A 15,080-nucleotide genomic window follows, 5' to 3' on the forward strand; every position below is an offset into this window, starting at 1 on the left:
GACGGACCGGGGTGACGTCGGCGTCGCGGACGCCGTACAGGCCGCCCTCGGTCGCGGTGCGGCGCGGGTGCTCGGCGGTGGCGGGACCGCTCGCGCAGATGGCGAGGAGCGCGGCGGCGACGAGCAGGGGCGCGTGCCTGGCGGCCATGTCACACCCCGCCGGCGATGCGAGCGAACTCCTGCAGCGCCCCGCCGAACGCCTCCGGCCCCACGGCCAGCGGCCCGGCGAAGGCGTGGGAGATGTCGGCGGTCAGGTAGACGCCGAAGCCGAGCATCGCGGCCATCGCGCCGAGCGGCAGCAGCGACGCCCCGCGCGGCCTGGCCCCGGCCAGGAACGGGAAGACCACGACGATCAGGCCGGTGAGGACGGTCAGCAGCAGCAGCCCGTCGGGCGGGGTGGCGGCGGCGTCGGCGGCGCGCTGCGCGCGGGCGGCGGAGACGGCGGCGAGGTGGTCGAGGACGGCGCCCTTGGCCTCCTGCTCGTTCTCGGTGGCGGGCTTCAGCGCGGAGACCTGGGCGCGCAGCGTGTCGAGGCGGGCGGACCCGGACGGGTCGAGCCTGCCCTGCGCCATGACCGGCCACTCGTCCTCGACCACGAACGCGACGTACTCCTGCAGCCCGCCGCGCACCTGGGCGAGGGAGTCGGCGGGCAGGTCGGCGGCGGCCCAGTAGGCGTCGACCGCGGCCCGGCTCTCGGTGTGGGTGTTCTGCCGGGCGGAGTCGGCGGTGGTCCACGGCACGATGATGGCGATGGCGAACACCAGCAGGAACAGCGCCGACAGCATCGCGCCCGCGTGGCCCGCCGACGGGCCGTCGGCGTGCCGGTCGTCGGTGCCCTTGCGCGCCACCCGGAACACCACGGCGGCGGTCGCGACCACCCCGACCGCCGCCATGACCGACAGCACGTACGCCATCATGTGGATCTCCCTCTGCCCGACGACTACTGACCGTTATCTGGCTATCACATTGCGCAATGCAAAGGAAGTCATGACGGTCGCTGGACGGATCGCCGGAGCGCGCCGTCCACGGGGAAGATCCGTCCAGCCGGGCTGTCAGCCGTCCTTCCGGAGGGCGGCCCGGCCCTCGGCGGCGCCGACGAAGCGCATCTTGCCGAGCGGCACGTCGCCCGGGGCCTCGGGCGCGGGCCGCCGGGCGGGGCGGCTCCTGTCGCCGTCGCCGGGCAGCACGTAGGGCCGTCTGAGCACCTCGTCGAGGATGAACACGGTCTCGGTCGCCTTGACGGCCGGGATGTTGGCCAGCCGATCGGTCACCATGGCGTGCACCTCGGCGACGTCGGCCACGCGGACCTGGATCATCGCGTCGTGCTGACCGGTGGTGATCGCGCAGTACTCGACCTCCGGCATCCTGGCCAGCTCGGCCCTGAACTGGCGCCACATCTGCTGCCGCACGGTCACGAAGATGAGCGCGGTGATGCCGAGACCGGTCCTGACGTGGTCGATCTCGGCGGTGAAACGCTTGATCGCGCCGTCGGCACGCAGCGCCTCGAATCGGGTGTAGGCGTTCGCGCGGGAGATGCCGACCCGCTCGGCGAGCGCGGCGACGGAGATCCTGCCGTTCTCGCGCAGGACCTCAAGGATCTTCATATGGATGTCGTCCAGCTCGAGACCGATGCCGATCCGTCCAGGCTGAGCGCCGCCCATGCCACCATTTCTGGAAATTTCACTCATTGTTACCTCTCGCCCCTTTATATCCGTCTTGGTGACCGCACGGGGCCTGGACATTCTGCCGGACAATCCTCGGCATCCTCGTTCCGAACGTCCATCTGGAGGACTCACCATGGCGACCCGCTCGCAGACGGCGGCTGTGCTGCTCGCCGGTGCACTCGCCCTCGCCGCCTGCGGAAGCGGCGGCTCACAGGCCCCTGCCGCGCAGAGCGGCGGCAAGACGCTCGTCATCGACACGTCCTTCGACCTCAAGACGGCCGACCCCGGCCGCACCTACGAGCCGACCGGCCTCATCGTGGGCAAGGCCACGTACGAGACATTGCTCACCTTCGACGGCGGCGACGTGACCAAGCCGGTCCCGGCGCTGGCGGAGTCGTACGAGCTGTCGGAGGACGGCAAGGTCGTCACGCTCAAGCTCAAGCAGGGCGCGACCTTCGCCGACGGCGCCCCCGTCACGGCCGACGACGTGGTCTTCTCGCTGACCCGGGTGCGCGACATGAAGGGCACCCCGTCGTTCCTGCTCGACGGCGTCGAGATCGCCAAGACCGACGACTCGACGATCACGCTCACGTCGGAGAAGGCCAACGCGGCGCTGCCGTACATCCTGCCGAACCCGGCGCTCGGCATCCTCAACAGCAAGGTCGTCAAGGCCCAGGGCGGCACGGCCGACGCCCAGGACAAGGCCGAGCAGTACCTGAACGGCAACTCGGCGGGCTCGGGCCCGTACCAGATCGAGTCGTTCAACGTCAGCAGCCAGGTCGTGCTCAAGGCGAACCCCAAGTACTACGGCGCCAAGCCCGCCTACGACAAGGTCGTCATCCGCAACGTCGAGGCGGCCACGCAGAAGCTGAACGTCCAGCGCGGCGACAGCCAGATCGCCCTCAACCTGTCCGGCGACCAGGTGACGAACATGCCGGCGACGCTGCAGGTCAAGAAGACCGCCTCGGCCAACGTCATCTTCCTGCTGGCCAACCAGGACCCGGCGATCAGCAAGACCACCACGAACGCCAAGTTCGTCGAGGCCGTGCGCAAGGGCGTCGACTACGCGGGCCTGCTGGAGCTGGCCGGCGAGGGCTCGACGCGGGCGCCGGGCGTCATCCCGTCGCAGCTCCTCGGCGCGCTGCCGGCCGACCGGGCGCCGGCGCGCGACGTCGAGGGCGCCAAGAAGGCCCTCGCCGAGAGCGGCCTGTCCAACCCGAGCGTCAAGCTGGAGTTCCCCAGCGAGCTGACCGTGAACGGCCTGTCGTTCCAGCCGCTGGCCGAGCGCATCCAGGCCAACCTCAAGGAGGTCGGCATCACGGTGGACCTCCAGCCCGCGCCGGTGACGGTGGCGCTGGACAACTACCGCAACGGCAAGGAGGAGATGGGCCTGTGGTACTGGGGCCCTGACTACCCCGACCCCAACGACTACCTGGCGTTCCTGCCCGGCCAGACGGTCGGCGCGCGGGCCGGGTGGAAGACCGGCTCGGCCAAGGAGATCGAGGAGGCGGGCGAGAAGGCCGCCAAGGCGATCGGCGACGAGGCCCGCACCGCCGCCTACCACGAGGTCCAGGAGAAGCTGAACGCCTCCGGCCCGTTCGTGCCGCTCATCCAGCCGGGTCAGAACATCGTGACGGCCGCCTCGGTGACCGGCGTGGAGTACCACCCGGTGTGGACGGTCGACCTGGCCGACCTGGGCGCGAAGTAAGCCGATGGCCTGGACCATGCCGCCGCTGGCGCGGTTCCTCATCCGGCGGGTGCTCACCGCGATCCTGCTGGCCTGGGGCATCACGGTGGTGACGTTCGTGCTGACGAACCTGGTGCCCGGCGACCCGGTGGCGGCCAACCTGGGCCAGCGGGCCATGAACGACCCGGCCATCGTCGCGCAGTGGCGGGCCGAGCACGGCCTGGACAAGCCGCTGTGGGAGCAGTACTGGCTGCACCTCCAGGGCATGCTCCAGGGCGACCTGGGCACCAGCCAGCAGAGTCACCGGCCGGTCGCCCAGGACCTGGCCGAGTTCGTGCCGGCGACGCTGGAGCTCGCCGGCGCGGCCATCCTGGTGTCGCTGGTGCTCGGCGTGGCGTTCGGCGTGGTCGCCGCGCTGCGCCGCGACCGGCTGCCGGACCACGTGCTGCGCGTGCTGAGCCTGATCGGCATCTCGGTGCCGACGTTCTGGCTGGCGCTGGTGGCGTTCTACGTGTTCTTCTACCGGCTGCAGATCACGCCGGGCAGCGGCCGGGTCGACCCGGCGCTCGGCCTGGCGCCCGGCGTGACCGGGCTGCAGACGGTGGACGCGCTGATCGCCGGCCGGTGGGACGTGTTCGTCTCCGCCGTCGGCCACCTGGTCACGCCGGCGCTGGTGCTGGCGCTCTACACGATCGGGCTGCTGACCCGCTTCACCCGCTCGGCGGTGCTGGAGGTGCTGGGCCAGGACTACGTGCGCGCCGCCCGGGCCAAGGGCCTGCCGGGCCGCACGGTCCTGTTCCGGTACGTGCTCCGCTCGGCGCTGGTGCCGGTCATCACGGTGGCAGGGCTGGCGTTCGGCAGCCTGCTGTCGGGGACGGTGCTGGTGGAGGCGATCTTCGCCTGGCCGGGCATCGGCCAGTACGCCTACAAGAGCGCCACCACGCTCGACCTGCCCGCCGTCATGGGCGTCGGGTTCGTGGTGGGCGTGGTCTACCTCGTCATCAACCTGATCGTGGACGTGCTGTACGGCGTGATCGACCCCCGAGTGAGGCTGCAATGAGACGGGACCCGCTGGCCCGCAAGGGGCTGCTGCGGCGCCTGCCCGAGGCCTGGCGGCAGCCGCTGGCCGTCGTGGGCGTGGTGATCGCGCTCGCCTGGCTGGTGATCGCCCTGGCGGCGCCGCTGCTGGCGCCGCACGACCCGCTCGCCCAGGAACTCCCCCGGCTGGCCCCGCCCGGCCCTGACCACTGGTTCGGGACCGACCAGCTCGGGCGCGACATCCTGAGCCGGGTGCTGTACGGGGCGCGGGTGTCGATCCCGCTGACGCTGCTGCTGGTGGCGCTGTCGGTGCTGGTCGGCGGCCTCCTCGGCGCCTGCGCCGGATATTTCGGCAAATGGGTGGACGAGACGATCATGCGGGTCGCGGACCTGGTGTTCGCGTTCCCGACGGTCATCCTGGCCATGGTGGTCGCGGCGGCGCTCGGCGCGAGCCTCACCAACGCGGTGCTGGCCGTGCTCGTCGTCGCCTGGCCCGCCTACGCCCGCGTCACCCGCGGCCTGGTGCTCGGCGTGCGTGAGCGCGAGTTCGTGCTCAGCGGGCGGCTGCTCGGCTTCTCCGCGTGGCGCTCGCTGCGCGTGGACGTGCTCCCGAACGTGACCGGCCCCATCCTGGTGCTGGCCACGTTGGACATCGGCACCGCGCTGCTGCTGCTGTCGGGCCTGTCGTTCCTGGGGCTGGGCGCCAAGCCGCCGTCGCCCGAGTGGGGCTCGATGGTGGCCTCCGGCATGGAGGTGTTCGACAGCTGGTGGGTGGCGGCCTTCCCGGGCCTGGCCATCCTGACCGTGGTGCTGGCGTTCAACTTCCTCGGCGACACGCTGCGCGACGCCCTCGACCCCCGCACCGCCCGCGCCATCAAGGAGCGTGCCCTGTGACGCTGGACATCACCGGCCTGAAGGTGTCGATCGGCGGCAAGGAGGTGCTGCGCGGCGTGGACCTCACGCTCCAGGAGGGCCGGGTGCACGGCCTGGCCGGGGAGAGCGGCTCGGGCAAGACGATGACCGGGCTGGCCGTGCTCGGCCTGCTGCCGCACGGCTCGCGTACCTCGGGAAGCATCACGCTCGGCGGCCGGGAACTGCTCACGATGCCGCCCGCCGAGCTGAACAAGGTGCGCGGCGGCGAGGTCGCGATGGTCTTCCAGGACCCTGCGACGAGCCTGCACCCGATGCTCACGATCGGCAGGCAGCTCACCGAGCACATGCGCCACCACCTGGGCCTCGGCAAGCGGGAGGCGCGGGCCAGGGCCGTCGAGCTGCTCGGCAAGGTGCGCATCCCGGGCGCGGAGGAGGCCGTCGGGCGCTACCCGCACCAGTTCTCCGGCGGGATGCGGCAGCGCATCGCGATCGCGGTGGCGCTGGCCTGCTCGCCCCGGGTGCTCATCGCCGACGAGCCGACGACCGCGCTGGACGTGACCGTGCAGGCGGGCGTGCTGCGGCTGCTGCGCGGGCTCTGCGACGAGCTGGGCCTGGCGGTGCTGCTGGTCACGCACGACCTGGGCGTGATGTCGGCGGTCGCCGACGAGGTGAGCGTGATGAAGGACGGCCTGGTCGTCGAGACCGGGCCGCGGGGCCGGGTGCTGCGCGAGCCGTCGCACCCGTACACCCGATCCCTGCTGGATTCGCTGCCGGACGCGCAGATCGACGAGGGGGGCCGATGAGCCTGCTGACCATCGACGACCTGGTCGTCGAGCACCGCTCCCCCGGCCGGCCGGTGGTCCGCGCCGTGGCCGGGGCCAGCCTGGAGGTGCGCGCGGGCGAGGTCGTCGGCCTCGTCGGCGAGTCCGGCTGCGGCAAGTCCACGCTGGCCAGGGCCGTGTGCGGGCTGAACCCGATCACCTCGGGCGGCATCTCCTTCGAGGGCGAGGCCGTCACCCCGCTCGGGCTGCGGCGGCGCAGGCTGACCGGCATCCAGATGGTGTTCCAGGACCCGTACGCGTCGCTGAACCCGCGCCGCCGGGTCGGCGACCAGATCGCCGACGGGCTGCGCACCTCGGGCGACACCACCACCCGGCCCGCCGACCTGCTGGAACGCGTCGGGCTGCCGCGCGACTTCGAGCGGCGGCACCCGCACGAGTTCTCCGGCGGGCAGCGGCAGCGCATCGCGATCGCCCGGGCGCTGGCCGCCCGGCCGAGGCTGCTCATCGGCGACGAGCCGATCTCCGCGCTGGACGCCTCGGCGCAGGCGCAGGTCGCCACCCTCATGCGCGACCTGGCGGTGGAGTCGGGGGCGGGGCTGCTGTTCATCAGCCACGACCTGTCGGTGGTGCGGCTGATCGCCGACCGGATCGCGGTCATGTACCTGGGCCGGATCGTCGAGTCCGGCGACACCGCCGAGGTGTGGGCGAACCCCCGCCATCCCTACACGCGGGCGCTGCTGGAGGCGATCCCCGCGCCCGACGGCCTGGGCGTGCTGCCCGCCGAGCTGCCGGGCGACGTGCCGGACCCGGCGGACCCGCCGGCCGGCTGCCGCTTCCATCCGCGCTGCCCGCACGTGATGGACGTGTGCCGGGTCAAGGATCCCACGTTCGGCCCGGTGGCCTGCTGGCTGCACGCCGACGACGGCCCACCGGCCCCGGCGGCGGCCGGGCGGCCCGAGAAGGCGTGATACGGAGGCCGTGGTGACGGGCATTCCCGAAGACGCGGCGCGGCTGGCCCAGGTACGGGCCGCCATGACCGGATCCGAGATCGACGCCCTGGTGCTGCGGCCGTCGCCGGACTTCCGGTTCCTGGGCGGGCGCGGCGGGGCGTTCCTCGTGGTGACGGCGGACGCGGCCGTCGAGACCGCCGACCCCGCGCCGCACGTGCCCGCGGGGGCGCGGCGGGTGGGCGTGGACCCGGAGATGCGGGTGCGGGAGCTGTTCGGGCTGGCGATCGAGGCGGAGCTGGTCCCGGCGGCGGCCGTGCTGGCGCCGCTGCGGCTGCGCAAGCACCCGGCCGAGGTGGAGGCGGTCGCGGCGGCGGCCGGAGCGGCCGAGGCGGTGCTGGCGCAGGCGCGGGAGCTGGCCTGGTTCGGCGCGACCGAGCGGGAGATGGCCGCCCGGCTGCGGCTGCTGCTGCTGGAGGGCGGCTGCGAGGAGGCGCTGTCGGTGCGGGTGTCGGCGGGCGAGCACACCGCCAGGCCCGCGCACCTGCCGGGCGAGCGGGTGATCAATCCGGGGGACGCGCTGCTGGTGTCGGTGTGCGGGCGCTGGGACGGCTGGTGCGCGGAGGCCGCGCGGGTGTTCGCCGTCGCCGAGCCGCCCGAGGACTTCGAGGCCATGTACTCGGTGGTGATCGCCGCGCACCGCGCGGCCCTGGCGGCGGTACGGCCCGCCGCCCCGGCCGGGTCGGTGGCCGCCGCCGCCCGGGCGGTGATCGAGGGCAGCGGCTACGGCCACTTCGCCGCCCCGTCGGCCGGGCGGGGGCTCGGCCTGGGCCACGACGAGGGACCCCGGCTGCGGCCGGGCGAGGACACCGCGCTGGAGCCGGGGATGGTGCTCTGCGTCGAGCCGGCCATCTACGTGCCGGACCTGTTCGGCGCCCGGGTGGCGGACGTGGCGGCCTGCACGGCGCAGGGCGCGGCGCTCCTGACGGCCGGCCCGCAGCCCCTGCTCGTCCTCGACCGCTGAGTCCCGGCTCCCATAGGACGGCTGGACGAAGGTCGGCGCGGTCTTGGTGCTCTGGCACGAATCCGTTCGGCCCCGCCGCGAAGTACGGTCGCGGTGACATCCGATCCAGGGAGAGGGCCGACAGCTTGATCGCCATCAGGGAGCTCCACGACATCGCGGAGTTCAAGCAGGTCATGGCGCTGTTCGAGGACATCTGGCAGTTCGAGCCGGCCGGCCGGCCGATCACCGTCGAGCTGATGCGGGCGCTGGCGCACGCGGGCAACTACGTGGCGGGCGCCTTCGACGGCGAGCGGCTGGCGGGCGCGTCGGTCGCGTTCTTCGGCGCGGGCGCGACGCTGCACTCGCACATCACCGGAGTGTCCCGGGCCCCGGGCACGGGTTTCGCGCTGAAGCTGCACCAGCGGCGCTGGGCCCTGGAGCGCGGCGTGGAGCGCATCACCTGGACGTTCGACCCGCTGGTGCGCCGCAACGCGCACTTCAACCTGGCCAAGCTGGGCGCCATGCCGCAGGAGTACCTGCCGGCCTTCTACGGGGTGATGGGCGACGCCATCAACCAGGGCGACGAGTCGGACCGGGTGCTGGCGGCGTGGCCGCTGACCGCGCCGCACGTGCGCGCGCTGGAGGGCGGCCGGGTGGCGCCGGCGCGGGTGCCGGCGGACGCGGTGGTGGCGCTGGCGGACGAGGGCGGCCGGCCGGTGCCCGGCCGAGCCGACGCGGCGACGGTGCTGGTGGCGGTGCCGGAGGACGTCGAGCGGTTGCGGGGCGCCGACCCGGGAACGGCCAAGGCGTGGCGGCACGCCGTACGGGACACGCTGGGCGAGATGCTGTCCGAGGGCCGCAAAGTCACGGGATTTCACAATAAATCGTTCTATGTAGTGGAGAGAGCGTGAAGATCACAGGAGTAGAGCTGCGCCGGATCGCGATGCCCCTGGTGGCGCCGTTCCGCACCTCGTTCGGCACCGAGACGGCCCGCGACGTGCTGCTGGTCCGGGTGGTGACGCCGGAGGCCGAGGGCTGGGGCGAGTGCGTGGCCATGTCGGAGCCGCTCTACTCCTCCGAGTACGTCGACGGCGCGGCCGAGGTGATCCGCCGCTTCCTGCTGCCGGCGCTGCCCGCGACGCTGGACGCCCAGTCGGCCGGCCGGGCGATGGAGCACGTCAAGGGGCACCGGATGGCCAAGGCGGCCGTCGAGACCGCGGTGCTGGACGCGCAGCTCCGGGCGTCGGGCGAGTCGTTCGGCCAGTATCTCGGCGCGGCCCGCGACCGGGTGCCGTGCGGGGTGTCGGTCGGCATCATGGACTCGGTGCCGCAGCTCCTCGACGCGGTCGAGGGCTACCTGGACGAGGGCTACGTGCGGATCAAGCTCAAGATCGAGCCCGGCTGGGACGTGGAGCCGGTCCGCGCGGTGCGCGAGCGCTTCGGCGACGACCTGCTGCTCCAGGTCGACGCGAACGCCGCCTACACGCTCGTCGACGCCCGTCAGCTCGCCAGGCTGGACGACTTCGGGCTGCTGCTGATCGAGCAGCCGCTGGCCAACGACGACTTCGTCCAGCACGCCAAGCTCGCCAGGCAGCTGCGCACGCCGATCTGCCTGGACGAGTCGATCGAGTCGGCCGAGCACGCGGCGGCGGCGATCGCGCTCGGCTCCTGCTCGATCATCAACGTCAAGCCGGGCCGGATCGGCGGCTACCTGGAGGCCCGCCGCATCCACGACCTGTGCCGGGCCAACGGCGTCGCCGTGTGGTGCGGCGGCATGCTGGAGACCGGGCTGGGCCGGGCCGCGAACGTGGCGCTGGCCGCGCTGCCCGGCTTCACGCTGCCGGGCGACACCTCCGGCTCGCGCCGCTACTACGCCACGGACGTCACCGAGCCGTTCGAGCTGCGTGACGGCCACCTGGACGTGCCGACCGGCCCCGGCCTGGGCGTGGAGCCGGTCCCGGCGATCCTGGACGAGGTCACCACGGCCACGGAGTGGATCCCGCTGTAGCGAGACGGCGGTAGTACGGCGGCAGGGCCGCCTTCCGGTGCGAAGGCGGCCCTGCCCGCTTCGCGGGCTCAGCGGCGCAGGCGGGGCACCGCCTCCAGGAGGGTGCGGGTGTAGTCCTGGCCGGGCGAGCCGACGACGTCCTCGGTGGGGCCGTGCTCGACGAGCCGGCCCCGGTGCATGACGGCGACCTCGTCGCACACGTACCGGACCACGGCCAGGTTGTGCGAGATGAACAGGATCGGCAGGCCGAGCCGGTCGCGCAGCGAGCGGACCAGGTTGAGCACCGCGCCCTGCACAGAGACGTCCAGGGCGCTGGTGATCTCGTCGGCCACCAGCAGGTCGGGCTCGGCGCCGAGGGCGCGGGCGATGGCGACGCGCTGCCGCTGGCCGCCCGACAGCTCGCGCGGGTAGCGGCCGGCCGCCTCGGCGGGCAGCGACACCAGGCCGAGCAGCCGTTCCACCTCGGCGGCCCTGGCCTGCCTGGGCATCCGCAGCAGCGCCTCGGCGACCGACTCGCCCACGCGCATGCGCGGGTCGAGTGAGGCGTACGGGTCCTGGAAGACCATCTGGACGCGGGAGGCGCCGGTGACGCTGCCGGTGTGCGGGACGAGCCCGCACACGGCCTTGGCCAGCGACGACTTGCCGCTGCCCGACTCGCCGACGAGTCCGACGATGCGGCCGGGCGGCACCTCCAGGGTGACGGAGTCGACCGCGGTGAACGCGCCGAAGCGCACGGTCAGGCCGTCGATGTGCATGTGACCTCCCAGCAGGCGACCCGGTGGGCGGGGCCGTGCTCGACGAGCGGGGGGCGCCCGGTCGCGCACGCGCCGGTGGCGAGCGGGCAGCGGGGGGCGAACGCGCACCCGTCGCCGACCTCGGCGGGGGCGGGCTGGCGGCCGGGGATGCTGGCCAGGGGCAGCGACCGGTCGGTGTCCATGTCGGGCAGCGAGGCGATGAGCGCCCGCGTGTAGGGGTGGGCGCCCTCGGTGAGCCGGTCGGCGGGCAGTTCCTCGACGACGCGGCCGGCGTACATGACGACGACGCGGTCGCACAGCTCGCCGACGACGGCGATGTCGTGGGAGATGAACAGCACGGCCGAGCCGGTCTCCTCGGTGACCTCGCGCAGCAGCCGCAGGATCTGCCGCTGCACGGTGACGTCGAGCGCGGTCGTGGGCTCGTCGGCGATGATCAGGCGGGGCGTGCCCATGAGGCCCATGGCGATGACGGCGCGCTGGCGCATGCCGCCGGACAGCTCGTGCGGGTGCCTGCGGGCCTGGCGTCCGGGCTCGGGCAGGTGCACGTGGCCGAGCCGGTCGACGGCGCGGGCGCGGGCCTCGGCGCGGGTGGCGCCCTGGTGGACGACGGCGACCTCGGCGAGCTGGCCGCCGACCTTGAGCGCGGGGTTGAGCGAGGCCATCGGGTCCTGGAAGACCATGGCGAGCGAGGTGCCGAGCTCCTTGCGGCTGAGGCCGGCGACGTCGCGGCCGTCCAGCCGCAGCCGGGCGTGGCCGACGACGCCGGGGTAGGGGACGAGGCCGCCGATGGCGGCGGCGGTGAGCGACTTGCCGCTGCCGGACTCGCCGACCAGGCCGACGATCTCGCCGGGGGCGGCGCTCAGCGACACGCCGCGCACGGGCGTGACGCCGCCGGGGAAGGTGACGGTCAGGTCCCGCACGTCGAGCACGGCGCCCGGCTCGGGCTCGCCGGGGTCGGCGCTCTCGGGCGCCACGGCCTTCGTCCGGGGCGCGGAGGTGCGCGCGGCGCCTCTGGCCAGGGCGTCGCCGAGCAGGTTGAAGCCGATGCCGGCCAGCGCGACGGCCAGGGCGGGCCCGAGCGCGACCTCCGGCGTGACGTAGATGCGGCCGAACCCGTCGAACAGCAGCCGTCCCCAGTCGAACGAGGGCGGCTGCACGCCCAGGCCGAGGAACGACATGCCGGCCAGGCCGAGCAGCGCGCCGCCGAGCGCCTGGGTGAGGTGGAGGATGAGCGGTTCGGCGATGTTGGGCAGCACGTGCCTGGCCAGGATGCGGCGGCGCGGCACGCCGAGCATGCGGGCGGCCGAGACGTAGTCGGCCCCGGCGACGGAGGCGGCGAGCGTCTGGGTGAGGCGGGCGAAGCCGGGCGCGATGGCGGCGCCGATGCCGAGGACCGCGCCGCGCGCGCCGAGCCCGGCGACGACCGCGGTGAACATGGCCAGCAGCAGCCCGGGGAAGGCGACGAGCGCGTTGACGGCGCCGGTGACCAGGCGGGCGGGGCGGGCGGGCAGCACCGACGGCAGCGCGCCGAGCACGATCCCGGCGGTGGCGCCGATGAGGGCGGCGGCCAGCGCGAGCAGCAGCGAGTAGCGGCCGGCGACGAGCACCCGGGCGAGCAGGTCGCGGCCGAGGTTGTCGGTGCCGAGCGGGTGGGCGGCCGAGGAGCCCTGGAGGATGGCGCCGGCGTCGATGTGCTCGGCGGCCTCCCCCCAGATGGGCGGCCCGATGACGGCCAGCACCACCATGGCGGCGACCAGGACGGCGCCCGCGACGGCCGCGGGGGTGCGGAACATCACGACTCCTTGATCGAAGAGGTCGGGTCGAGGACGCCGAGCGCCAGGTCGACGAGGAGGTTGACGAGCAGCACGATCGCGCCGTAGACGAGGATGACGCCCTGGGCGACCGGGTAGTCCTTCTGCGTGATCGACTCGACGATCTTCATGCCGAGGCCGGGCCAGGCGAAGACGTACTCGACGAGCACGCTGCCGGCGATGAGCGCGCTCAGCATCAGGCCGCCGAGCGTGAGGGTGGCGGTGAGCGTGTTGGGCAGCACGTGCCGCAGGTGCAGCCGGGCGGCCGGCAGCCGTTTGGCCCGGGCCAGGCGGACGTAGTCGGTGCCGAGCGCGCGCAGCGTCTCGACCCTGGCGATGCGCGCGATCGTGGCGGTGGGGCCGATGGCCAGCGCGAGCACGGGCAGCACGTACGAGACGGCGCCCTCCTTCCCGGCGGGCGGCAGCACGCCGAGGCCGATGGCGAAGACGGTGACGAGGGCGATCGCGTACAGGAACTCGGGGACGGCGACGGCGGTGCCGGTCACCGAGCCGAACGCGGCCTCGGTGCCGCGGTTGCGGCCGTTCTCGGTGCGGACGGCCGCCCACATGCCGAGCGGCACCGCGGCCAGCAGCGCGACCGCGGTGGCGATCAGCGCCAGGCCCACCGTGTTCGGCAGGCGGGTGGCGATCACCTCGGCGACGGGCTCGCCGGTGAGGAACGAGGTGCCGAGGTCGCCGGAGAACAACCCGGCGACGTAGGCGGCGAACTGGGCGGGCAGCGGCTGGTCGAGGCCGAGCGCGGCCCGGCGGGCCTCGATCAGCTCGACCGGGGCGGCCGGGCCGAGCGAGGCCCGCACGGGGTCGCCGGGGATCAGGTGGATCATCGCGAACGCGGCCACGACGAGCACCGCGAGCGACACGGCGAACCGGACGAGCCTCCTCAGCACAAGGCGTGACACTCAGGTCCCCGTGACGCGGATCGACGTGGGCACCAGCGCCCCGGCATCGAAGGCGAACGTGGCGCCCTTGGTGGCGACGAGCAGCGTGTTCTCCACGACGGGCACGAGGTCGACGTTGTCGAACAGCGCGGACTCCGCCTCCAGCCACGACTTGCAGCCCTCGGCGCCGGGCACCGGCATGGCCTTGGCGACGAGCTCCTCGTAGCGGTCGTTGGACAGGTGCGCGAAGTTGGCGCCCTTGGGCGCGGCGGGGCCGGACAGGAACCCGATGAGCTGGGAGGGCAGGGTGACGGTGATCGGCAGCCAGACCACGTCCCAGTCCTGGGTGGCGTTGAGCGACTCCGACAGCTTGGTGTCCAGGACGCCGTTGAGCTTGACGTCGACGCCGATCTTCTTCCAGGCCGCGGCCATGTACTCGACGGCGGCCTGCACGCCGGGCCCGCGGGTGGTCGCGTACAGGACGCGCAGGCTCAGCTTGTCGCCGTCCTTCGCGCGGGTGCCGTCGGGGCCGGCCTTCCAGCCTGCGGCGTCGAGCGCGGCGGCGGCCGCGGCGGCGTCGAAGGCGGGCAGGTGGCCGGTGACGCTGTCGCCGGGGCAGGGGCGCGGGTCGATGACGAGCCCGGTGACGGGCCTGCCGGTGCCGCTGGAGGCGATGCCGGCCAGCTCCTGGAGGTTGAGCGCCTGGGTGAGGGCCTTGCGCACGGCCACGTCCTCGGTGGGCCGGCCGTCGCCCTGATGGAAGAGGAACTGGCCGTTGCCGCCGGGCGGCGTGAGCTTGCCGAGGCCGGGCGTGGACTCCATGCGGGCGCGGTCGGGGCCGAAGAAGGTGGCGCCGTTGATGCTGCCGGCGACGAGCAGGTTGGCGGCGGTCTGCTCGTTCGGCACGACCTTGAGGACGACCTTGTCGGGCAGGTCCTTGCCGGTGGCACCGCCGGGCCCCCAGGCGTACTCGCGGCGCGGCTCGAAGGTGTAGTGGTCGCCGGGCGCGGCCTCGGTGAGCACGAACGGGCCGGAGCCGGAGGTGCCGCGGGCCAGCACGGACCGGTCCTCGACGCCCTTGCCGCAGACGATGAACAGGTTGCGGGTGGTCTCCAGGATGAACCCGTACGGCTCGGGCATGGACAGCGTGACGGTGCCCGCGGCGTCGTCGGCCTCGGCCTTCATCCCGGTGGGCAGCAGGACGCCGTAGACGGGCGACTTGGTGGCGGGGTCGGCGATGTGGTTGACGTTCGCGGCGACCTGGGCCGGGGTGAGCTTGGAGCCGTCGGAGCAGGTGACGTCCTTGCGCAGGGTGAAGGTGACGGAGTCGGGCTTCACCTCCCACTTCTCGGCCAGCCCGGGGATGATCTCGCCCTTCTCGCCGACGTTGACGAGCGTGTCGTAGGCGAAGACGAGCAACGAGTTCGTGGCCGACAGCACGGCGGTGGCGGGGTCGAGCACCCCGGGGTCGGCGGGGATGGCGAAGGTGAAGGTGCCGCCGCCCCCGGCGGGCGTGGTCTCGGGGGCGCCGCCGCAGGCGGTGGCGAACAGGGCCAGTGCGGCGGCCACTGCTGCTTTTCTCATGGTGACTCCGGGAGTCTGGGGGTGATGCC

The 15,080-nt window shown here is 73.5% G+C and carries 14 protein-coding genes; 8 read left to right on the forward strand and 6 right to left on the reverse strand.

Annotation, left to right across the window (positions count from 1 at the left end; translation table 11 throughout):
- Positions 1–149: 149 nt before the first annotated feature.
- Together ACBI99_RS43050 and ACBI99_RS43055 are read right to left on the reverse strand one after the other, a co-directional pair.
- Positions 150–917: a hypothetical protein gene (locus ACBI99_RS43050; RefSeq protein WP_375075100.1), complete on the reverse strand. Its 768-nt coding sequence runs from the start codon at positions 915–917 to the stop codon at positions 150–152.
- Positions 918–1,052: 135 nt separating this feature from the next.
- Positions 1,053–1,742 carry an Lrp/AsnC family transcriptional regulator gene (locus tag ACBI99_RS43055; protein WP_357588391.1) on the reverse strand — a complete coding sequence of 230 codons (690 nt, stop codon included), beginning with the start codon at positions 1,740–1,742 and terminating at the stop codon, positions 1,053–1,055.
- 55 nt (positions 1,743–1,797) lie between these two features.
- Here ACBI99_RS43055 and ACBI99_RS43060 point away from each other — a divergent pair, with 55 nt between their 5' ends.
- From ACBI99_RS43060 to menC, 8 genes are all read left to right on the forward strand, one after another.
- Positions 1,798–3,372, forward strand: coding sequence for an ABC transporter substrate-binding protein (locus ACBI99_RS43060; RefSeq protein ID WP_219517719.1), 1,575 nt, complete (start codon positions 1,798–1,800; stop codon positions 3,370–3,372).
- A 4-nt stretch (positions 3,373–3,376) separates the two neighbouring features.
- On the forward strand, positions 3,377–4,411 hold the full coding sequence (locus ACBI99_RS43065) for an ABC transporter permease (RefSeq protein WP_219517720.1): 1,035 nt from the start codon (positions 3,377–3,379) through the stop codon (positions 4,409–4,411).
- Complete coding sequence (locus tag ACBI99_RS43070) at positions 4,408–5,283, forward strand: ABC transporter permease (protein WP_246646768.1); 876 nt, start codon at positions 4,408–4,410, stop codon at positions 5,281–5,283. Before ACBI99_RS43065 ends, ACBI99_RS43070 begins: the two co-directional genes overlap by 4 nt.
- Entirely contained in the window at positions 5,280–6,065 is a 786-nt protein-coding gene (locus ACBI99_RS43075; protein WP_219517722.1) for an ABC transporter ATP-binding protein, read from the forward strand. Before ACBI99_RS43070 ends, ACBI99_RS43075 begins: the two co-directional genes overlap by 4 nt.
- Positions 6,062–7,012: an ABC transporter ATP-binding protein gene (locus ACBI99_RS43080; protein ID WP_357588393.1), complete on the forward strand. Its 951-nt coding sequence runs from the start codon at positions 6,062–6,064 to the stop codon at positions 7,010–7,012. The genes ACBI99_RS43075 and ACBI99_RS43080 overlap by 4 nt, the downstream gene beginning before the upstream one ends.
- Before the next feature lie 13 nt (positions 7,013–7,025).
- Positions 7,026–8,015, forward strand: a complete 990-nt coding sequence (locus tag ACBI99_RS43085; RefSeq protein ID WP_357588395.1) for a M24 family metallopeptidase — start codon at positions 7,026–7,028, stop codon at positions 8,013–8,015.
- A 125-nt stretch (positions 8,016–8,140) separates the two neighbouring features.
- On the forward strand, positions 8,141–8,905 hold the full coding sequence (locus tag ACBI99_RS43090; protein ID WP_219517724.1) for a GNAT family N-acetyltransferase: 765 nt from the start codon (positions 8,141–8,143) through the stop codon (positions 8,903–8,905).
- Complete coding sequence (gene menC, locus ACBI99_RS43095) at positions 8,902–10,002, forward strand: o-succinylbenzoate synthase (RefSeq protein WP_357588396.1); 1,101 nt, start codon at positions 8,902–8,904, stop codon at positions 10,000–10,002. The genes ACBI99_RS43090 and menC overlap by 4 nt, the downstream gene beginning before the upstream one ends.
- Before the next feature lie 68 nt (positions 10,003–10,070).
- On the opposite strand, the gene ACBI99_RS43100 is transcribed toward menC, so the two are convergent.
- Genes ACBI99_RS43100 through ACBI99_RS43115 form a run of 4 tightly spaced genes read right to left on the reverse strand, consistent with a single transcriptional unit; the run spans position 10,071 to position 15,051 of the window.
- Positions 10,071–10,757, reverse strand: a complete 687-nt coding sequence (locus ACBI99_RS43100; RefSeq protein WP_357588398.1) for an ATP-binding cassette domain-containing protein — start codon at positions 10,755–10,757, stop codon at positions 10,071–10,073.
- Entirely contained in the window at positions 10,739–12,550 is a 1,812-nt protein-coding gene (locus ACBI99_RS43105; protein WP_357588400.1) for a dipeptide/oligopeptide/nickel ABC transporter permease/ATP-binding protein, read from the reverse strand. Before ACBI99_RS43105 ends, ACBI99_RS43100 begins: the two co-directional genes overlap by 19 nt.
- On the reverse strand, positions 12,550–13,488 hold the full coding sequence (locus ACBI99_RS43110) for an ABC transporter permease (protein ID WP_219517728.1): 939 nt from the start codon (positions 13,486–13,488) through the stop codon (positions 12,550–12,552). The genes ACBI99_RS43105 and ACBI99_RS43110 overlap by 1 nt, the downstream gene beginning before the upstream one ends.
- Positions 13,489–15,051, reverse strand: coding sequence for an ABC transporter substrate-binding protein (locus tag ACBI99_RS43115; RefSeq protein ID WP_357588402.1), 1,563 nt, complete (start codon positions 15,049–15,051; stop codon positions 13,489–13,491).
- Between the last annotated feature and the right edge of the window lie 29 nt (positions 15,052–15,080).

The sequence above is a fragment of the Nonomuraea sp. ATR24 genome (assembly GCF_041950485.1).
Classification (GTDB): Bacteria; Actinomycetota; Actinomycetes; order Streptosporangiales; family Streptosporangiaceae; genus Nonomuraea; species Nonomuraea ceibae.

What these genes read in the sequence shown, in the direction of transcription:
- ACBI99_RS43050 (WP_375075100.1), bottom strand. Translation starts at nt 917, where the DNA reads ATGATGGCGTACGTGCTGTCGGTCATGGCGGCGGTCGGGGTGGTCGCG.
- ACBI99_RS43055 (WP_357588391.1), bottom strand. Translation starts at nt 1,742, where the DNA reads ATGTCCAGGCCCCGTGCGGTCACCAAGACGGATATAAAGGGGCGAGAG.
- ACBI99_RS43060 (WP_219517719.1), top strand. Translation starts at nt 1,798, where the DNA reads ATGGCGACCCGCTCGCAGACGGCGGCTGTGCTGCTCGCCGGTGCACTC.
- ACBI99_RS43065 (WP_219517720.1), top strand. Translation starts at nt 3,377, where the DNA reads ATGGCCTGGACCATGCCGCCGCTGGCGCGGTTCCTCATCCGGCGGGTG.
- ACBI99_RS43070 (WP_246646768.1), top strand. Translation starts at nt 4,408, where the DNA reads ATGAGACGGGACCCGCTGGCCCGCAAGGGGCTGCTGCGGCGCCTGCCC.
- ACBI99_RS43080 (WP_357588393.1), top strand. Translation starts at nt 6,062, where the DNA reads ATGAGCCTGCTGACCATCGACGACCTGGTCGTCGAGCACCGCTCCCCC.
- ACBI99_RS43100 (WP_357588398.1), bottom strand. Translation starts at nt 10,757, where the DNA reads ATGCACATCGACGGCCTGACCGTGCGCTTCGGCGCGTTCACCGCGGTC.
- ACBI99_RS43105 (WP_357588400.1), bottom strand. Translation starts at nt 12,550, where the DNA reads ATGTTCCGCACCCCCGCGGCCGTCGCGGGCGCCGTCCTGGTCGCCGCC.
- ACBI99_RS43115 (WP_357588402.1), bottom strand. Translation starts at nt 15,051, where the DNA reads ATGAGAAAAGCAGCAGTGGCCGCCGCACTGGCCCTGTTCGCCACCGCC.